General features: G+C 56.0%; 17 protein-coding genes and 1 pseudogene. 8 read left to right on the top strand and 10 right to left on the bottom strand.

Translation table 11 applies throughout. The features are described from left to right. Window positions 1–7: 7 nt before the first annotated feature. Complete coding sequence (locus APU11_RS11380) at window positions 8–460, bottom strand: SgcJ/EcaC family oxidoreductase (protein ID WP_029883750.1); 453 nt, start codon at window positions 458–460, stop codon at window positions 8–10. 322 nt (window positions 461–782) lie between these two features. On the opposite strand from APU11_RS11380, the gene APU11_RS28375 reads away from it, so the two are divergent. The 4 genes from APU11_RS28375 to APU11_RS11365 all read left to right on the top strand — a co-directional run bounded on the left by APU11_RS28375 (window position 783) and on the right by APU11_RS11365 (window position 3,240). After that, complete coding sequence (locus tag APU11_RS28375) at window positions 783–965, top strand: hypothetical protein (RefSeq protein ID WP_131729160.1); 183 nt, start codon at window positions 783–785, stop codon at window positions 963–965. Window positions 966–1,056: 91 nt separating this feature from the next. Next, on the top strand, window positions 1,057–2,361 hold the full coding sequence (gene brnQ, locus APU11_RS11375; RefSeq protein WP_058651701.1) for a branched-chain amino acid transport system II carrier protein: 1,305 nt from the start codon (window positions 1,057–1,059) through the stop codon (window positions 2,359–2,361). A 9-nt stretch (window positions 2,362–2,370) separates the two neighbouring features. Then, the gene (locus APU11_RS11370; RefSeq protein WP_029883748.1) at window positions 2,371–2,793 is read left to right on the top strand and encodes a DUF2000 domain-containing protein; all 423 of its coding nucleotides are present in this window, start codon (window positions 2,371–2,373) and stop codon (window positions 2,791–2,793) included. Between the two features lie 114 nt (window positions 2,794–2,907). Then, a complete protein-coding gene (locus APU11_RS11365; protein ID WP_029883747.1) occupies window positions 2,908–3,240 on the top strand; it encodes an SMR family transporter in 333 nt (110 codons plus the stop codon). Window positions 3,241–3,656: 416 nt separating this feature from the next. Here the strand turns inward: APU11_RS11365 and APU11_RS11360 are convergent. Both APU11_RS11360 and APU11_RS11355 read right to left on the bottom strand, forming a co-directional pair. Further along, window positions 3,657–4,403, bottom strand: a pseudogene (locus APU11_RS11360) (DUF2157 domain-containing protein); the annotation flags it as partial. Continuing rightward, window positions 4,400–5,269, bottom strand: a complete 870-nt coding sequence (locus APU11_RS11355; protein ID WP_013097685.1) for a helix-turn-helix transcriptional regulator — start codon at window positions 5,267–5,269, stop codon at window positions 4,400–4,402. The gene APU11_RS11355 and the pseudogene APU11_RS11360, both read right to left, overlap by 4 nt. A gap of 107 nt (window positions 5,270–5,376) precedes the next feature. Here APU11_RS11355 and APU11_RS11350 point away from each other — a divergent pair, with 107 nt between their 5' ends. Next, window positions 5,377–6,813 carry an MFS transporter gene (locus APU11_RS11350; protein WP_029882609.1) on the top strand — a complete coding sequence of 479 codons (1,437 nt, stop codon included), beginning with the start codon at window positions 5,377–5,379 and terminating at the stop codon, window positions 6,811–6,813. A 64-nt stretch (window positions 6,814–6,877) separates the two neighbouring features. Further along, window positions 6,878–8,122, top strand: coding sequence for a mechanosensitive ion channel family protein (locus APU11_RS11345; RefSeq protein ID WP_060578484.1), 1,245 nt, complete (start codon window positions 6,878–6,880; stop codon window positions 8,120–8,122). Here APU11_RS11345 and APU11_RS11340 read toward each other — a convergent pair whose 3' ends face one another. The 4 genes from APU11_RS11340 to APU11_RS11325 form a co-directional block, all read right to left on the bottom strand. Continuing rightward, a complete protein-coding gene (locus tag APU11_RS11340; RefSeq protein ID WP_023620419.1) occupies window positions 8,123–9,094 on the bottom strand; it encodes a LacI family DNA-binding transcriptional regulator in 972 nt (323 codons plus the stop codon). A gap of 75 nt (window positions 9,095–9,169) precedes the next feature. Next, entirely contained in the window at window positions 9,170–10,312 is a 1,143-nt protein-coding gene (locus tag APU11_RS11335) for a Gfo/Idh/MocA family oxidoreductase (protein ID WP_058651679.1), read from the bottom strand. After that, window positions 10,305–11,330 (bottom strand): sugar phosphate isomerase/epimerase family protein, encoded by a 1,026-nt coding sequence (locus APU11_RS11330; RefSeq protein ID WP_058651678.1) that lies wholly within the window; start codon window positions 11,328–11,330, stop codon window positions 10,305–10,307. Before APU11_RS11330 ends, APU11_RS11335 begins: the two co-directional genes overlap by 8 nt. Window positions 11,331–11,345: 15 nt before the next feature. Continuing rightward, the gene (locus APU11_RS11325; RefSeq protein ID WP_058651677.1) at window positions 11,346–12,584 is read right to left on the bottom strand and encodes an MFS transporter; all 1,239 of its coding nucleotides are present in this window, start codon (window positions 12,582–12,584) and stop codon (window positions 11,346–11,348) included. 204 nt (window positions 12,585–12,788) lie between these two features. Between APU11_RS11325 and APU11_RS11320 the strand changes: the two genes are divergently transcribed. Beyond that, the gene (locus APU11_RS11320) at window positions 12,789–13,151 is read left to right on the top strand and encodes a type II toxin-antitoxin system RelE/ParE family toxin (protein WP_013097692.1); all 363 of its coding nucleotides are present in this window, start codon (window positions 12,789–12,791) and stop codon (window positions 13,149–13,151) included. After that, window positions 13,139–13,438 (top strand): helix-turn-helix transcriptional regulator, encoded by a 300-nt coding sequence (locus tag APU11_RS11315; RefSeq protein ID WP_058651676.1) that lies wholly within the window; start codon window positions 13,139–13,141, stop codon window positions 13,436–13,438. Before APU11_RS11320 ends, APU11_RS11315 begins: the two co-directional genes overlap by 13 nt. A gap of 123 nt (window positions 13,439–13,561) precedes the next feature. Here the strand turns inward: APU11_RS11315 and pheP are convergent, their stop codons facing one another. The 3 genes from pheP to APU11_RS11300 form a co-directional block, all read right to left on the bottom strand. Then, a complete protein-coding gene (pheP, locus tag APU11_RS11310) occupies window positions 13,562–14,950 on the bottom strand; it encodes a phenylalanine transporter (protein WP_058651675.1) in 1,389 nt (462 codons plus the stop codon). A gap of 102 nt (window positions 14,951–15,052) precedes the next feature. Beyond that, window positions 15,053–17,026, bottom strand: a complete 1,974-nt coding sequence (locus tag APU11_RS11305) for a PhoX family phosphatase (protein ID WP_057071947.1) — start codon at window positions 17,024–17,026, stop codon at window positions 15,053–15,055. 126 nt (window positions 17,027–17,152) lie between these two features. After that, window positions 17,153–19,336, bottom strand: coding sequence for a TonB-dependent siderophore receptor (locus APU11_RS11300; RefSeq protein ID WP_058651674.1), 2,184 nt, complete (start codon window positions 19,334–19,336; stop codon window positions 17,153–17,155). Between the last annotated feature and the right edge of the window lie 128 nt (window positions 19,337–19,464).

Here is a 19,464-nt window from a genome sequence, read left to right as displayed (position 1 = left end):
ACAGATCTTATCCTTCAGGCATTGCGGAAGAGTGATGGGAGGAAATTTTCCACTCTTTTCCGTCCCACGCATAGGTGAAGGTATAGCGGGCAGTCACGGTCGATTTATCGGCGAAAGTGAAGGTATACGTTCCGGTATCAATAGCTTTATTGCAGCCCAGACGAATGGTGCGGCTATCAATTTTCCCGTAAGGCTTCTTCTTCAGAAAATCCTGGAAGTAATCCACGCGCTCCTGATCGGTCAGTCGCACCTGATTTGAAATTGTCGGTAGCAAAACCGCATCACTCAGATAATTCTCCGCCACTTTATGGGCATCGCCTGTTTGTAAGGACGCATTCCATCTGTCAAAGAGTGCTTCAATTTGCGGGTTATCTGCCTTTACACAGTCCTGTGCAGTGGCAGCAAAAGCAGAAGACGAGGCAAGACCGAGAAGTGCAGCAAGAGAGAGTAACGTTTTCATAACCATTTTCCTTATGTGGTTTTGTTCCTGTGGGGCGCACTATCCGTTTTATTCCGCTGCGTGACAATCTCCATTACTTATTATTACGCTTTTTACAGAAGTGAGAGAAAAGGCCAATTTTTATACCGCCACACAAATCCATCAAAACAAAACCACCGAAAAAACAATAAGTTAAATTGTAATTTTATTTTCATAAGATTTTACGCATTGAATAATTTTGTTACCTTTAATTTCAACATACAACAAATGTTGAAATTACAACTTTTTGTTTAATCTATATCATTGCCCTCAACTCATTAAGCACTCTTGAGAGGATGGCAGTATGCCGAACAGTAAGTTATGTCTGAATGTCTCCCTGGTTATCCTGAGCCTGATGCTCAGCGGCTGCGTGATCAGGGATCATCACTCCACCGATCGCCATCATCCGGATCATCATCACTGGCACCATGATCCTTCCCATGCACATGGCTGGCATGATTTTCATGGGCATCACGGCCATCATTGATCCCCATGTACGGCTGGCACGCCCGGTTTCAGGGCGTGTTTTATAATTAACCCCTGGCGCTGCCGACAACCAGAGTGAAGACGATATCCACATGACAACTTTCCGCGTCAGAGACATTTTTATCCTGGGGTTTCTCAACTTCGCCTTGTTTGTTGGGGCCGGTAATATCATTTTTCCGCCCCTGATCGGCTTACAGGCAGGAACATCCGTCTGGTATGCCGCAATGGGCTTTTTATTGACGGGTGTCGGGTTGCCGGTGATGACCGCCATTGCCATGGCGAAAGCCGGCGGATCGCTGCAGGCAATAACCCAGCCCACCGGGCGCCTCTGCAGTCTGGTCCTGACTATTGCCTGTTATCTTTGTATCGGACCGCTGTTCGCCATTCCGCGAACCGCCACCGTCTCGTACGAGCTGGCATTACAACATTATCACCCTGGCGCGTATGGCTTAGCATGGTGGAGCCTGAGCTTTTTCGCGCTGGTCGTTCTGATCTCCCTTCATCCCGGCCGCCTTCTCGATACGGTAGGCAAGTTCCTGTCGCCTTTGAAAATCGTGGCGCTTCTGGTACTGACAATCACGGCGATGCTCGTACCAGCGGGGGCTCCCCTGCCTCCACAGGGTCTGTATGCCACATCCCCTTTTTCTCAGGGGATCACCAATGGTTATCTGACGATGGATACGCTGGCAGCCCTGGTCTTTGGGCTGGTGATTGTCAGAGCGATTCAATCCAGAGGGGTAACCTCTCCCCGCCTTATTACTCGTTATGCGTTCTGTTCCGGCCTGATTGCAGGCGTGGGCCTTGTCGTGGTTTATGCAGGCCTGTTCCGGCTTGGGCTAAGTAGCAGCGGGCTGATTGATGGGGCAACAAACGGCGCTCAGGTGCTTAGTGCTTATGTCCACTTTAGCTATGGACCTGGCGGCGACATTTTTCTGGGGGTGTTGATGACCCTTGCCTGCCTGGTTACCGCTGTCGGGCTGACATCGGCCTGTGGCGCCTGGTTCAGCGACCATACCCGTTTTAGCTATCGAACCTGCATCTGGTTTTTTGCCATCGTCTCCATGCTGATATCAAATATCGGGTTGACCCAATTGATTGCGTTATCGGTGCCGGTTCTGACGGCGATTTATCCGGTGTTTGTTGTACTTATCGTGACCTTTTTCATGCGAACAACCTTCCACTCACCAGCGCGGGTCATTGTCCCTGCGGCATTCGTTACCTTTCTGTTTGGTCTGGCTGAGGCACTTAGCGCCGCGGGCGGCCCCTTATGGCTGACAACGCTCAGTGCCAGGATGCCGCTACATAATCAGGGTTTGGCCTGGCTGCTACCTGCTGTCGGCATACTTTGCGTAACGATCGTGAATGACCAGCTACGGTATAAATCAAAAAATCACTGAGGAATCGAGATGTTTGAAGACAATCAAAAAAAACTCTATGTCGTTGTTAACCGCACGCAGGATCCGGCGTTGCTGCTGAATGCCACGGCCCACCTGGCCGCCGGGATCATGCGCAAGGCGGATGATGTCCTCTTCCATGACTACCCAAACGCTGAAAGCGGGCTGAACGCTTATCTTAGCCATTACCCGGTCGTGATCCTGCAGGCCAAAAACAGCAATCAGTTAAAAACCGCGGCACTGAAATCTCAGGAAGCGGGGATCCCGTTTAATTTCTTTACGACGACGATGCTTGGCCCCTCCTCTGAAGCCCAGATTCAGGCAACGAAAGAAACCACGCTTGAAGCACTGGAATTCGTCGCCATTGCGCTCTACGGGGATACGGAAGCGATAGCGCCGATAACCAGAAAATTTTCTGTTTTTAAGCTGGCCTGAGAAGGTGCGCTGGCTCACACAAATTAAACAAGAAGTTTAATTTACAACTAAATGTTGATACTATTTTTCCACCCGATATGGGTGATACAGAAGTATGTTGTGACAGGCCTTTATATGAATAGCTACCTTTTTCTTTTTATATCAATTGTTTGTGAAGTTATTGCAACAACAGCATTAAAATTATCCGACAGCTTTACCCGGCTATGGCCTGCCACCGTTACGGTTCTTTTCTACCTTCTTGCGTTTTGGTCGTTAACCATTCCCATGCGAACCATACCGACGGGCATTATCTATGCGATATGGTCAGGAGCCGGAATTGTCCTGATTAGTCTGGTGGGATGGGTTGTTTATGGCCAAAAACTGGATATGGCCGCCCTGGCAGGGATGGGGCTGATCATTGCGGGTGTGGTGGTGATAAACCTGTTTTCAAATTCATCAGGTCATTGAAAAGCTCTATCCCGCCTGGTTTTATGTCATACGGTACAAATTATGATCAAAAATTTTCTCGTTATTTTTGTGGTGTTGCTGTTCCTTCTCTTATCCCTTGAAGTCTTTTTTATCGAAAAACGCCATGTTAATTATTTTCGCGATGGCGTAAGAAACGTTGAGGAGGTGTTATCTTTGTGGGAGGAACATTAAACCCGGACTGTCGTTTAATATTTAAACATTTATTACCGCCGCAGCACAAACATATTATTACTTTTGTTAAATATTCAACGTAATGTTTTATCAATGTAAAGTATTGTCGTATATTTGACAGCAGATTTATCAGATGCTTATCAGCGTTAATCTTATGAATAGGCAATAACTATTATGTACTCTCTACTGAGGTGGCTAAACTGTATTTATAGAGTATTTTATTTGTTACCAAAAATCGACATGATCCACAGGGCGACAAACAGATACATGAGCCCCATCGCTTTGCTGGTCGTGTATAGATGGCGCGCCTGCAGCCTTCCGCGCAACAGCCAGCACAGTGCCAGCAGCGCACCGCCGAAGAAGATAAAGCGTACCGGGTAGTTCATTCCCAGCCAGTAGGCGCCCCAGCCCGACATATAGCCCGTCTCCGCGCCAAACCAGTTACCGAGTGAGAGCAGGAAAAACAGCCACACCAGGCCGGAGCGACCAAAGAAGCCCACCAGCCCATAAACCGCACTCCCCGCCAGGAACAGCGGTGCGATATGGCCGCTGCCGTTATCCAGCCGCTCCCCGAGTTGCCAGAGCGCGATGGCGGTAAAGAGCACGCCGAGGAAAAGCATGGCTTCAGTGCTGTAATGCCACTGGGTTTCCCGCCGCAGTCGGCTGAAGCCCCACAGATAAAACAGCACGGCAACCAGCGCAGGCAGCCCGATGCGGGCGATGGAGGAGAAAGAGAAGAATGCAATAATGCGCGCCATCAGTTCACTGTCGGAGAACAGGCTGCCGATAGCGATGATCACGCAGGCCAGCGCCGTCCAGAAGGCATAGCGGCTGAGCCGCTGCCAGTCCATGGTGACGCGTGTCAAGGTGCCCGCCAGACGCTGATGCTCGTCAGCGCTTAATGTGCCTTCCTGCTGCCACTCGTTGAGCGCGCGGCGCAAAAGCCGCTCCTGTTTTCGGGTTACCTTCATTTTGCCTGCTCCGCCAGCCATTCCATCGCCCTCTCCCCCGCGTCATCCACCGGCAGATAGACCAGTAGCCGCGATCCATTACGCGGTGCAGAGTACCAGTACATCTGCTGCAGGGTAAACTCGCCCAGCTCAGGATGGGTAAACAGCTTGAGCTGGTTCTCCACTCCGCGCACGTCGTTGCGCTGATGCCACAGGGTTTTAAATTCTTCAGACACCGCAAAGAAACGCGCCAGTTTCGCTTCCCACAGCGGATCGCCCCGATGCTCGGCCATCGCCGCGCGGAAATAGGAGACAAAGATCGGCAGCACGTCGTCACGCTTGCCAAGCCGCGCACGCCATGCGGGATGGGTGAGGAAAAGATAAATACAGTTGCGATCTTCCGGCGGGATCGCATTGAAATCGACGCCCATTAAGTGCCCGAAGCTGTCGTTCCACGCCACGATATCGAAGTTGGGTTTCTGGATGCTGGCGGGTTTCGGCATGAGGGTATCAAGCAGGCGACGCGTGCCCTCGCTGATCCCCTCGCAGCCCGTCGCCTGTGGCGCTTCACCCGGCGGCAATCCGGCCAGCACAAACAGATGGCGCGTCTCGGTCGGGGTGCATTGCAGCGCTTTTGCCACTGCCGCCATCACGGTGCTGGAGGGATTAACATCTCTGCCCTGCTCCAGCCACGTGTACCAGGTCACGCCCACGTCAGCCAGCAAAGCCACCTCTTCACGGCGCAGCCCCGGCGTGCGACGGCGGCCGCTGCGCGGCAATCCAAGACGCTGTGGATCAAGGCTCTCACGCCGGGCGCGTAAAAATGCCCCCAGCTGTTTTCGCGTGTCGTCCTTGAGTGAGACAACAGGTTCAGACATCAGCGCCATAACTCCCCCTGCATGGTAGTGCCAGTACCAGTATAAGCAAGAACTGGTACCCGTTTATCAGCTCGTTGATGCTACGACCATCTGTTGAATGACGCAATGGAGTTACCATGAATACGTCAGTTGTTTCACCGGGTCGCGCAGGCCTGATATTGCTGTTAACCGGCCAGATGCTGCCGCTGATTGATACCTCGATCACCAACGTAGCGCTGGACGCTATCACCCACTCCTTGCACGCCACCGCCACCGAACTGGAGCTGATTGTCGCGCTCTACGGCGTGGCCTTCGCCGTCTGCCTTGCCCTTGGCAGCAAGCTCGGGGATAACCTCGGGCGCCGTCGTCTGTTTATGTGGGGCGTGGCAAGTTTTGGCCTGGCGTCGCTGCTGTGCGGAATGGCGGGAACCATTGAGCAACTGCTTGCCGCGCGCATCATTCAGGGCGCAGGAGCGGCGCTGATCGTGCCGCAAATCCTCGCCACGCTGCACGTGACGCTAAAAGGCACGGCCCATGCGAAAGCGATCAGCCTGTTTGGCGGTATCGGCGGCATTGCGTTTATCGTCGGGCAGATGGGCGGCGGCTGGCTGGTGTCGGCAGATATCGCCGGGCTGGGCTGGCGTAACGCCTTCTTTATCAACGTGCCCATCTGTCTGGTGGTTCTGGGGCTGAGCCGTCGCTATGTGCCGGAAACCCGTCGCGAAACCCCGTCGCGCATTGACTGGACGGGCACCGTCCTGCTGGCCGTCATTCTCTGCTGCCTGCTGTTTCCGATGGCCCTCGGCCCGCAGTGGCACTGGTCCTGGCCGCTGAAGGCCGCACTGATGGCGATTATCCCGCTGGGGTATCTGATGGTCTTAAATGCCCGTAAAAAAGAGCGTGAGGATGCCCATCCGCTGATCCCGCCGCGTCTGATGCAGCTTCGCAGCATCCGCTTTGGCGTGCTGATTGCGCTGCTCTTTTTCAGCGTCTGGTCCGGGTTTATGTTCTGTATGGCGCTGACCATGCAAACCGGTCTGGGAATGGCACCGTGGCAGTCGGGGAACAGTTTTATCGCCCTGGGGGTGACCTATTTTATATCGGCATGGTTTGCCCCGCGTCTGATTGCCCGCTACAGCACCAGCTCGATTCTGCTGACCGGGCTGGCGATTCAGATTATCGGCCTGCTGGCGCTGATTGCCACCTTCCGTCTCTGGGGCATGGACAACACGGCGCTGACGCTGGCACCGGCAACCGGGCTGGTTGGCTATGGGCAGGCACTGATCGTCAACAGCTTCTACCGCATCGGGATGCGCGACATTCAGCCTGACGATGCCGGAGCGGCCAGCGCGATTTTAAGTACACTGCAGCAGGCCGCCCTGGGGCTTGGCCCGGCGATTTTTGGTGCGATCCTGCTGCACGCGCTGCAAAACCACCACGGCGATTACACCCAGGCGATTAACGTCTTCCTCGCCGTGGAAACCGGCATGATGATCGTGCTGGGGCTGGCAACGTTACGTATGCGCCATCGTCTGTGCCTGCCGGTGGTGAAAACCTGCCACGCCACCAAATAAGCCGCGAATTTGCATAATAGATCCGCAGCCGCCATTATGGGGCTGCATCAATACAGGAGACGTTATGCAGGAATTAATTGCTCAGGTTGAAGAGTTAGGGATTGAAATTAATCACACCACCTCGTTAGTGATTATCTTTGGTATTATTTTTCTTACCGCCATCATTGTTCATTTTATTCTGCACAAAGTGGTGCTCCGCGCTTTTGAGAAACGCGCGCAGGCCAGCAGCCATTTATGGTTGCAGATCATTACTCAGAACAAGTTATTTCACCGCCTGGCGTTTACCCTTCAGGGGATAATCGTCAACGTTCAGGCGGTACTGTGGCTGCAAAAAGGCAGCGAAGCAGCGGAAATGCTCACCACCTGCGCGAAGCTGTGGGTGATGGTGTATGCCCTGCTCTCTTTCTTCTCGCTGCTGGACGTGATTTTTAATCTGTCGCAGAAAATGGCGACCGCCTCACAGCTGCCGCTGAAGGGGATCTTCCAGGGGATCAAGCTGGTGAGCGCCATTCTGGTGGGGATCTTAATCATCTCCCTGCTGATCGGCCAGTCACCCGCCATTCTGATAAGCGGCCTGGGGGCCATGGCGGCGGTGTTAATGTTGGTGTTTAAAGACCCCATTCTGGGGCTGGTCGCCGGTATTCAGCTCTCCGCTAACGATATGCTCAAGCTCGGCGACTGGCTGGAGATGCCGAAATACGGCGCTAACGGCACGGTGACGGACATTGGTCTCACCACGGTTAAAGTCCGCAACTTCGATAACACCATCACCACCATTCCGACGTGGGCGCTGGTCTCCGACGCGTTCATCAACTGGAGCGGCATGTCTGCCTCCGGCGGGCGACGCATTAAGCGCAGCCTGAATATCGACACCACCAGCATTCACTTCCTCGACGAGCAGGAGCAGCAGAAGCTGATTCAGGCGAAACTGCTGAAGCCTTATCTGGCCGCGCGTCATGAGGAAATAAACCTGTGGAATCAGCAAAACGGTGAAGGGGAATCGGTATTAAACCTGCGCAAGATGACCAATATCGGCACCTTCCGCGCCTATCTGAATGAATATCTGCGTAACCACCCGCGTATTCGTAAAGATATGACGCTGATGGTGCGCCAGCTGGCGCCTGACGCAAATGGTCTGCCGATTGAAATATATGCCTTCACCAACACGGTGGTCTGGGCGGAATATGAAGAGATTCAGGCTGACATCTTCGACCATATTTTTGCCGTGGTGGATGAATTTGGTCTGCGTATTCATCAGTCCCCCACCGGGAACGATATTCGCTCCCTGGCGGGCAGCATCGCACAATAATCAGGTACTGGCGCGGGAAATAAAGCGCCAGTCCAGCATCACCCTCTCCGTGGGCGCATCCGGGTTATCGATTTTATTCAACAGCAGATCGACTGCCTTGCGCCCGATATCCCGCGAAGGCTGTTCAATGGTGGTCAGCGAGATCATCTCCGCCAGCTCCGTACCGTCAAACCCTACCACCGCGATATCCTCCGGCACGCGCAGCCCCGCCTGCTGTATGGCCCGCAGCGCCCCTGCCGCAAGGGTATCGGACACGGCAAACACCGCGTCCGGCGGGTTGTCCTTCAGCAAATTTTGCATCGCCGCCATGCCCGCGCTGGAGCTGAGATCGCGGGCATATTCCACCGCCTGATAATCCAGATCCCGCAGGTGGAGCACGCTTTTGTAGCCGCGTTCGCGCAGGCGGGCATATTTGTAGCTGAGATCGTGATTGATCATCGCGATACGTTTGCGTCCGCCGTCGGCAAGCTGGCTGATGGCATGCTGTGACGCGTCCACATCATTGATGCCCACGCAGGAGACCGTTCCGGCATCGGCGTATTCGGCGCACTGCACCCACGGCGCGGAGCCGATCAGGGCGGCGAGTTCAGGCAATTTTGAGAAGGCATCCATGGTGATAATGCCGTCGACGATTTTGCCCGACAGCAGGCTTAACCCCGAGCGGGAGCGTTCGATATCAGACCCGGAATTGCACAGCAAAATACGGTAGCCGTTCTTCTCGGCTTCCTCTTCAATGCCCTTCACCACTTCGGCACAGAACGGGTTGGCGATATTCGAGACCATCACCAGGATCATATAGCTGCGCGCGGTGCGCAGCTGGCGTGCCAGCAGGTTGGGCTGGTAATTGCTCTCTTTAATGGCCTGCAGGACGCGCTCGCGGTTTTTCGCCTTCACGGTATCGCTGTTGTTAAGCACGCGCGAGACCGTTGCCACGGACACTCCGGCAAGCTGAGCGATTTTCTGAATTGACATAGCGACGGCACTTCCTGCGGTTAACGTTTTATGCAGGCTACCATAAATTCGTTGCCCGGCGAACCGGGCAACGCGTTACGCTTGCACACGAACCCAGCGCTGCTGCTGATGGCTTTTCACAATGGCATCAATGATATACATCACGTTCGCCCCGTCGTGGAACGTCGCAAACGCCGGCCGTTCGGGCATCACGCCGGCCTGTACGGCACGGTAAAACTGCGCCATCATGTTTTTAAACGCATCGGGCCAGCCTTCGATGTGTCCGCCGGGGAAGTGAGCGCTGTCGGCCACATCGCGGTTCATCAGACCCGGATCGTCACTGAGCGTCTGATTGGCCTGCGCGCGGTGGCCAATCCACAGCTGTTGCGGCACCTCCTGATCCCATGCCACCGACCGTTCGCTGCCGTTGATTTCAAACGTCAGACGGTTTTTGCGCCCGGCGCTCACCTGCGAAACGCTAAAGCAGCCTTTGCTGCCGTCGTCAAAGCGGAACAGGACTGAGCCAACGTCTTCGGTGGTGACCCGCTTGTCTTCATACTGCGCGTTTTCGTCATGTGTGAAGGTGTGATTGCCTGCCACGTTTGCCTTGCGCGTCGGCCAGACGATGGATAAATCGGCCATCACCTCGGTGATGCGCCGCCCGGTAACAAACTGCACCGTGTCACACCAGTGCGAACCGATATCCGCCACCGCGCGCGACGCACCGCCCAGGGCCGCATCCACCCGCCAGTTGTAGTCCGTTTCCAGCAGCATCCAGTCCTGCAGATAGCTGCCGTGCGCGGCGAAGATCCGCCCGATGCTACCCGCCCTCATCATGCTTGCGGCCTGGCGCACCATGGCAAACTGGCGATAGACAAAGCTGACGCCGTGGATCACCCCTGCCTGCTCCGCCAGCGCTACCAGCTCACGCGCTTCGTCCGGGGTCATGCACAGCGGCTTCTCGGAAAAGACGTGTTTTCCCGCGCGCAGGATCTGGCGGTTAATCTCCGCGTGCAGATGGTTTGGCGTGCAGTTGTGCACCACGTGTAAATCCGGATGTGCAAGCAACGCTTCCACGCTGTCGAAGGCGTGCGGCACGTTAAGCTGACGCGCTTTTGCCTGCGCCTCGGCAAACGTACCGTCGCAAAGCGCCACCACCTGCACAAACCCGAGACGCCGAAGCGCCTCGATATGCGCCGGGCCGATAAACCCGCTGCCGATAATGCCGACGTTAATCATCGTTACCCCCTGCGGCAAAATCATCAAACGCACGCCCGGAGACCGGAATGATGTGACGGCGGATAAACTCGCTGCCTTCCCTCGCGCCGGTATCGCCATCCTTCAGGCAGCACTCCCACTCCAGCACCGCCCAGCCGTCGTAGTCGTACTGGGTCAGCTTGCTGAAGATGCCTTTGAAGTCGATCTGCCCGTCCCCCAGTGAGCGGAACCGCCCGGCCCGGTTGAGCCACGGCTGGTAGCCGCCGTAGACGCCGCTGCGCCCGTTGGGGCGAAACTCGGCATCCTTCACGTGAAACGCTTTAATACGCGCATGGTAGATGTCGATAAAGGTCAGGTAGTCCATTTGCTGGAGCAGCATATGGCTTGGGTCGTAGAGAATGTTGCAGCGCGGGTGGTTATCAACAAGCGCCAGAAAACGTTCAAAGGTCACTCCATCGTGCAGATCTTCCCCCGGATGCAGCTCAAAGCAGACGTTCACGCCCTGCTCGTCAAAGGCGTCCAGAATCGGGCGCCAGCGGGTTGCCAGTTCCTGGAACGCCGCCTGAAAACGCTGCTCATTGTGCGGCGGCCACGGGTAGAAAAACGGCCATGCCAGCGAGCCGGAGAAGGTGGCGTGCGCCTTCAGGCCTAATCTCGCCGAGGCCACAGCGGCCTGTTTCAGTTTTTCTGTGGCCCACGCCTGCCGGGCGGCGTCATTGCCGCGTACGGCTGCAGAGGCGAAGTGGTCAAACGCGTCACTGTACACCGGGTTTACCGCCACAAGCTGGCCTTCCAGATGGGTCGACAGCTCGCTGATCACCAGCCCGTGCTCCGCCAGCGTGCCGGTGAGGTCATCACAATAGGTCTGGCTTTCCGCCGCTTTCTGCACATCAAAAATAGCCGGATGGTTACAGGGGATCTGCACCGCCTTATAGCCCATCGCTGCCGCCCAGCCCGCTAGCCCGTCGAGCCTGTTGAACGGTGCATTCACACCAATAAATTGCGACAGAAAAATACCCGGTCCCTTAATCGTTCTCATACCACCTCCAGAACATTACGCCTTGTCATCGTCATACTTAAACGTGAGAAGGAAAATCAGCGCGATCGCCGCGGCAGCCACCGCCGGGATCCACCAGAACGTGACCCACGCCTGCGGAACGGCCTGCCCGGCCACCAGGCGGTTATAGAGCGCGCCGGATATCTGCGAGCCAAGCAGCATGCCGATGCCGTAGGTGAACATCACGATCATGCTCTGCGCCTGACCTTTGACCTTTTCGCCTGCGACCCGGTCGGTATAGATAAAGCCGACGACAAAGAAGAAATCGTAGCAGACGCCGTGCAACAGAATGCCGAGATAGAGCAGGATGCGCCCCTCTTCACTCACGCCCAGCGCAAACATGGCGTAGCGCACAAACCACGCCAGCATGCCGATCAGCAACATGATTTTCACGCCCAGGCGGCGGAACAGCAGCGGAATGACCAGCATGAAGACGATCTCAGACATCTGCCCGAACGACATGGCGGTACTGACATCCGCAATACCCGCATCCGCCAGATACGAGGCAGTGTAGGCGTAGTAGGTCCCCAGCGGGACGGAGATCAGCATCGCGCAGACGGAAAAGACGAAAAAGTGGCGGGTTTTAAGCAGCGCAAAGGCATCCGCGCAGAAGAGATCGCGAACCTGCACCGGCAGCCCTTTCGCGGGAGCAGGCGTGTGCGGTAGCGTCAGGCTGTAGAGAGCCAGCAGCACGGAGCTGACTGCCGCCACCTGGAAGATGGTGACGCTTGCCGCCACGCCGGTGACGCCGATGAAAATGCCCGCCACAATCCAGCCGATAGTGCCAAACACGCGCACCACCGGGAAGGTTTTATCCACGTTCGCCAGGCTGTGGAAGGCGATATTGTTGGTCAGCGCCAGCGTCGGCATATAGCAGAGCGTATAACCAAACAGCAGACCGATCAGCAGCGCACCGTTTTCAGCAATCAGCGCGCCCGGCACGAACCAGAGGATTGCTGCCCCGGCCAGATGCATCACCGCCATCACCTTTTGCGAAGCGAAGAAGCGATCCACCAGCATGCCGAGCACAAACGGCGACAAAATAGAGGCGATAGGCCCGGCGGAGAACGCATCGCCAATCAGCAACGACATGTTGTGCTGGGTCATCACCAGACCCAGCGTGACCGACCAGCTTCCCCAGATAAAAAACTGCAGAAACATCATCAGCGACAGACGCGGCACCAGCAGCCGGTGCGGTGCTATCGCCTTTCCACTACTTTCAGTTGTTGACACCATGATAAGCCTCACCCTCAAAAGTAATCGATTACAAAACAGCTCAAACAAAAAGTAATCGATTACAAAATAAAGATCCTGTGGATCGTAGAAGATTTGGGAGGGGGGTCACGATAAAGAGGCTTGCCTGATAAACAGATGTGTTCTGATTGGAATTATAGCCAATAGGCTATAAGATAATAAGGCGAGGAAGCTACAGGAGAAACGATGTGGAACGTCGAGACAACAGACAGATTTGATGAATGGTTCTTTGAACAAACAACAGCGTTAAAAGAAGATGTGCTGGCAGCAATGCATATTCTTTCTGAGTTTGGTCCGCAACTTGGGCGGCCGTTTGTAGACACCGTGAAGGCTTCAGCCTTTGGGAACATGAAAGAGTTACGAATTCAGCACAGAGGAAATCCCATCAGGGCCTTTTTTGCTTTTGATCCTGACCGCAAAGCAATTGTGCTCTGTGCCGGGGACAAAACCGGTTGCAACCAAAAACGGTTTTATAAAGAGATGATAGCGCTGGCTGACGTTGAGTATCACAGACATCTGGCGAATAAGGAGGCCATATGGCAACGCTAAAAGAACTTATGGCACAACAGAGCGCGGAAAGTCAGGAGCGCATTGCGGCGAAAGTTGAAGTAATGCGCAGAATTGTTGCGCTGAACCAACTGCGGGATGAGCTCAATATTTCGCAGACAGAACTGGCTGTGGCAATGGGGGTAAAACAACCCACGGTGGCGAAAATCGAACAGCCGGGAAACGACCCCCGACTTTCAACGCTCAAACGCTATGTGAGTGCGCTTGGAGGGGAGCTAAGCATCGATGTAACGTTACCAAACGGGAAACGGATAGCGTTTGAGATTTAATAGTGCAACATGTAGGCCCGGTAAGCGCAGCGCCACCGGGCGTGAAGGCAGGTGCGGTCTGGTTTGATGCGGTCTGTTGCCCTCACCCCGGCCCTCTCCCACAGGGAGAGGGAGAAAAACGGGCTACTTTTTGCGTGAGAGCTTAAACGCGATAAACAGGAACACCACCCACACCGGCAGCAGCATCGCGGACAGACGCATGTCGTCGATGGTGCACATCAGCACCAGGATCATCGCCAGGAACGCGATACAGATATAGTTCCCCGCCGGATAGAGCAGCGCCTTAAACTGCGTCTCACGCCCCTTGCGGCGCATCGCGGCGCGAAAACGCAGGTGCGCCAGGCAGATCATGATCCAGTTCAGTAGCAGCGTGGCGACAACCAGCGCCATCAACAGACCAAAGGCGGATTTCGGCAGCAGGTAGTTGATCAGCACCACCAGCGAGGTGATAGCGCCGGAAAGCAGCAGAGAGTTGACCGGTACGCCGCGGCGGCTGACGCGGGTGAGGAATTTCGGGGCGTTCCCCTGCACCGAAAGGCCAAACAGCATGCGGCTGTTGGAGTACACCCCGCTGTTATAGACCGACAGCGACGCCACCAGAATGACGAAGTTCAGCGCCGACGCCACCACGTTGCTGTTCAGATCGTGGAAAATCATCACAAACGGACTGCTGTCGGACTTCACTTCCACCCACGGGTAGAGCGCCAGCAGTACCACCAGCGAGCCGATGTAGAACAGCAGAATACGGTACACCACCTGGTTAACCGCTTTTGGAATGCTTTTATGCGGATCGCGCGCTTCGGCCGCGGTGATCCCAATCAGCTCCAGCCCGCCGAACGAGAACATAATCACTGCCAGCGACAGGATCAGCCCCTTCCAGCCCGTCGCCAGGAAGCCGCCGTGCTGCCAGAGGTTGTCGAGAGTGGCCCGCTTGCCGCCGTGGCCTGAGAACAGCAGCCACAGGCCAAAGCCGATCATGCCGATAATCGCCAGCACCTTGATCAGCGCGAACCAGAACTCGGTTTCACCATACAGGCGCACGTTCACGAAGTTAACGGCGTTGATGATAATAAAGAAGGCCGCAGCCCAGACCCACGTTGGCACCTCGGGCAGCCAGTACTGCATATATATGCCTGCGGCGGTCAGTTCGGCCATTCCCACCAGCACAAACATCACCCAGTAGTTCCAGCCGGAGAGGAAGCCTGCGAACGGGCCCCAGTATTTATAGGCAAAGTGAGCGAACGAGCCTGACACCGGCTCTTCGACGACCATCTCGCCGAGCTGGCGCATGATCAGGAAGGCGATAACCCCGGCGATACCGTACCCCAGCAGGACCGCCGGGCCAGCCATCTGAATGGCGGGGCCGATACCCAGGAACAGCCCGGTACCGATCGCGCCGCCAAGGGCAATTAACTGAATATGTCGATTTTGCAAACCACGTTGCAGCGTCGGGTTCTGTTCCGACGAAGCTTCAGCGCTACCGTTGCCTGAAGCGGATGACGCGTCTTTCACGTCCTACCCCTGTCTCTTTTTTAGAAGGGGCACGTTTTAACACTTCATGCTGGTGGTAGCAAGTTTAACGCCGGGCCACTGCGTGCACCCGGCGGATAAACGTCACGAACCGATGATCCCACCGTCCGCTTTGGTGATCACCACCGTCGACGAACGCGGACGCCCGTTCGGGTTCGCGTCTGGCCAGTTGGAAACAGCACGCGGATTGGCCGGGTCGGTAATATCATCCCCGCCCTCTCCCGGATGCTGAATGTTAATAAACAGCGTGCGGTTGTCCGGCGTAAACGCAATCCCGGTGATTTCACACCCGCGTGGGCCGGTCAGGAAACGGCGATACTCATTGGTGCCCGGAATGGTAGCCACCATCTGGTTATTGCCCATCCCTTCGTACGCTTTCTTATTAATGGTGCTGGAAGAGACATCGGTCTGGATCCACAGCACGCCCTGGTGATCGAACGACAGGCCATCCGGGCTGCCGAATGCTGCCCCCTGCATGGAGCCTTTGGCCTTCGGATCGTCGCTGTCGGTACGCCCGGCCATCACCAGAATATCCCACTTAAAGCGAGCGGCGGCCGGATCGGCTCCCTCTTCGTGCCAGTGCATAATATGACCAAACACGTTGTTGGCACGCGGGTTGGCGGCATCGACCGGCGCCTTGCCCTCTTTACCGCGATCGCTGTTGTTGGTGAGCGTACAGTAGACGCTGCCGCTGGCGTGCGGATCGACCGCAATCCACTCTGGACGATCCATTTTCGTCGCCCCCACCACGTCGGCCGCCAGACGGGTTTTGATCAGCAGATCGCCCTGGCTTTCGAAACCGTTGCTTTTATCCAGGCCATTCTGCCCGAAGATCAGCGGCAGCCAGTCGCCGCTCCCCTCCTCGTTGAACCGGGCAACGTACAGCGTGCCGGACGTCAGCAGCTGCATATTGGCTTCACGGTTGGCAGGATCGTATTTTTTGTCCGAGACGAATTTATAGATGTACTCAAACTTCTGGTCGTCCCCCATATAGACCACCACGCGGTTATCGGCGGCGAGCGTGACGGCGGCGCCTTCATGCTTGAAGCGGCCCAGAGCGGTGTGCTTGCGCGGCGTGGAGCTGGGATCGTAGGGATCAATCTCCACCACCCAGCCGAAACGGTTGGGTTCGTTAGGGGTTTTATCGACGCTGAAGCGGTCATCCACCTCGTTCCAGCGGTAGGATTCATCGCTGTCGCTGATGCCGTAGCGTTTTTCCAGCGGATTAAGATCGGCTTTTTTGACAAAAATATCCGACCAGTTCTCCTCGCAGGTGAGATAGGTGCCCCACGGCGTATGGCCGTTGGCGCAGTTTTGCATGGTGCCCAGCACGCGTTCCCCCTGCGGGTCAGCGGCGGTTTTCATTAAGTCCTGATGCCGTGCCGGGCCGGTAAGCTGCATCGGCGTATTGACGGTAATGCGGCGGGCATACGAAGACGGGCGAACCACCTGCCAGTCGCTGCCCGATTTTTTCACTTCCACCACCGACACGCCCATCGCGTTCTGCCCCTTGCGGGCCTTGTCGAGATTCCAGTTGGCCGTGCCATCGGTAAACAGCATCCCGTTATCGATGTACTCATGATTCAGCGCCAGCAGGCCATGTTCCGGGTTTTGTTTCCCTTGCGGCAGGCTAAACCACGCCATCCCGTCGTGGTGCATGCCCGCCTGCACGGCCTGTTCGTCGGTGGTGTTGCTGGCATCCTGTTTAAACGCCGGCATGTTGTTCTTGATCCCCGTCGGGTCACCCCAGCGATAAAACGGACGGGCGATATAGCCTTCCGGCACCCTGACCGTATCTTCCGTGGATACGTCGATGCTGGTAAAGCCCAGGGAAACCGCTTTTGCCAGTGCAGAAGGCTTTGATACTGCGGCAATGGCGCTTTCAGGTTTGATCAGAAAAGGGAATGAAGCGGCAGCACCCGCCACGGCGCCCATCTGTAAAAAACGGCGGCGGGAGAGGAATACCTCCGCAACCTCGGAGAATACCGGGTTAGCGCTGCGGTTAGTGATATCGTCGCGATGTTCTTTTTTAAATACGGATTTGAGGGGTCTGCCCATAGCGGCTTCCTGTCATTGGCCAAGAGGTAAAGGTCTGGAGGCCAGTGTAAGAAGCTTTTATTACAATTTTATAACAAGGTACGGAAGGATGGGGGCATCCCTGCCCCGGATAACGAGGTGGAACGCTTAGAACTCGTAGCCAACCGAGACCTTAAAGGTACGCGGTTCGCCCTGCGTGATGTAGGTGCCGGAATCGTCAACGCTGGACCAGTAGTTTTCGTTAGTCACGTTGTCGATGCCCGCGCGCACCGTCATCTGGTTTTCATTGTGGTTCACCGCGAAGCGATAGCGCATGCCCAGATCCAGCGTGGTATAGCTGTCGAGCTTTTTGCTGTTCGCGAGGTCGGCGTACTGCGTGCCGGAGTGGTTGACGCGGGCGGTAGCCGTCAGGCCCTCAATCGGTTTGATGTCGTACTCTGCGCCCAGCACGGCGTAGAAGTTCGGGACACCAATGGCATCGTTGCCCTGATTCACGCCGTTTTTGGTTTTGGTCAGCTCGGCCTGCAGCCAGGTGGCGCTGGCGTTCAGACGCATCCCGAGCATTGGCTCGCCGAAGACGTTCAGCTCTACGCCACGGTTACGCTGCTCAGCGTCCAGGCCGTAGTGACCGCTGTCGTCGAGGATCGCCGACGGCATTTTGATCTCAAACAGCGCCAGGGAGCCGCCCACGCGGCCAAAGTCCGCCTTCACGCCCACTTCATTCTGCTTAGAGTGAACGATACCGGTGCTCTGGCCGTAGTTGGTGGCCGTGTTGGGCGCGGTTTTACCCGGTTGCAGCGCTTCGGTGTGGTTAGCGTAGAGCGAAATTTCCTCCCACGGTTTATAAACCACACCGTAGGTTGGCATCCAGCGGCTGCCGTCAAAACCGTCCGCGTCGTTTTCCGCACCGGTAATTTTGTTGTACCCGCGGATGACCACTTTCTGATGACGTGCACCAGCGGTAAACAGCAGCTTGTCATCCAGCACGCCCAGGGTATCGCTCAGCAGCCAGCCCTGAGTGCGGGTGCGCCCGCTGGTCAGCGGATCGCTGTATTTGCCGCCAGAGCCGTTGAAATTGGAGCTGTCCGGCATCGCGACGCCGGTGTTGTGGTAAATGTTGGTGGTTGGGTTATCCGCCGTCGCCGACATTTTCCAGGCGATTTTTTCGTTTTTGGTCATCGCGGAATACCCCACGTTGACCTTGTGCGAGACAAAGCCGGTAGTGAAGTGACCGCGTATCCCCGCCATACCGCTGACGGAATCGCTGATACGGTTGGTATCAAGACGGCTGACCGTGGCCTTACCGCTCTTGTCCACCAGCTTCGGCGCGCTGTAGATCCCCTCTTCGTGCGCGTGCTGCGCGCCGAGACCGGTATAGGCCGTCCAGTTGTCAGTGATGTCGTACTCGCTGCGCCACATCCCGAACTCGTTTTCAATGTCACTGTAGGCCCATTTCTGCGAGAAGTTACGATCGTTTTTCGGCGGCTCTGGCACAAAGTCCACGGCGGAAATGTTGACGCTGGTCGGGCTGCCGTGGAAGGTTTTCTTCTGATAGCCCAGATCCAGCGAGGTACGGAAATTGTCGCCTTTGTAATCCAGACCGGTGGAGAGCAGCGTGGTGCGGCGGCGGTCGTTCGGCACGCCGGTTTCCCCTTCCCGGTGAACCAGGTTCACGCGCGCGCCGAACTGGTCGTTGTCGCCAAAGCGTCGGCCAGCATCGAGCGTGGTGCCAATCTGTGAGTCGGAGGTGTAGTCCACGCCCACTTTCGCCTGCGGGACGTCGCCCGCATGTTTTGGCTCAAGGTTAATCATCCCGCCCACGCCGGAGCTTGCCGCGCCGTTCATCAGCGAGTTTGCCCCTTTGAAAATTTCAATGCGATCGACCATCTGGGCATCCACAACCTGACGCGGCAGCACGCCGGACAGGCCGCCAAAGGTCATGTCATCGCCGTCAAACTTCAGGCCACGAATACGGAAGGTTTCGGCGCTGTTACCGTAACCCTGAACAAACTGCACGCCCGCATCGTTGGCAACCACATCAGCAATGGTTTTCGCCTGCTGATCTTCCACCAGCTTCGAGGTGTAGCTGATGATATTAAACGGCACGTCCATGGCATTCTGCTGGCCGAGCATCCCCAGACGGCCGCCGTTTGCCACCTGTCCATCCAGGAAGGCGGGTACCAGTTGGTCGCCGCCGGGAGTGAAATCAGGCCCGGTGGCAGACTGGACGACCATGGTGTCTTCTGGCTTTGCCTCTGCCGCAAGGGCAGCGTGGGTCACTGCGCCAATGGCGAGCGCCAGCAGTGTTTTATGCATTCTGGTGTTGTTCATAATGGACTCATTAAATGTGCGCGCAAAAATAGCCCGTTGTCGGGCCTTAGAAAAGTTTATGTGTAATGCAAATGAGAACTATACGCATTATATCTGCGTTAGCAAGTGTAACCGCGCGTTTCGGCCTG

The sequence above is a fragment of the Enterobacter sp. 50793107 genome (assembly GCF_001463365.1).
Taxonomy (GTDB): Bacteria; Pseudomonadota; Gammaproteobacteria; order Enterobacterales; family Enterobacteriaceae; genus Enterobacter; species Enterobacter cloacae.
This window is presented reverse-complemented; position numbering and strand designations above follow the sequence as displayed.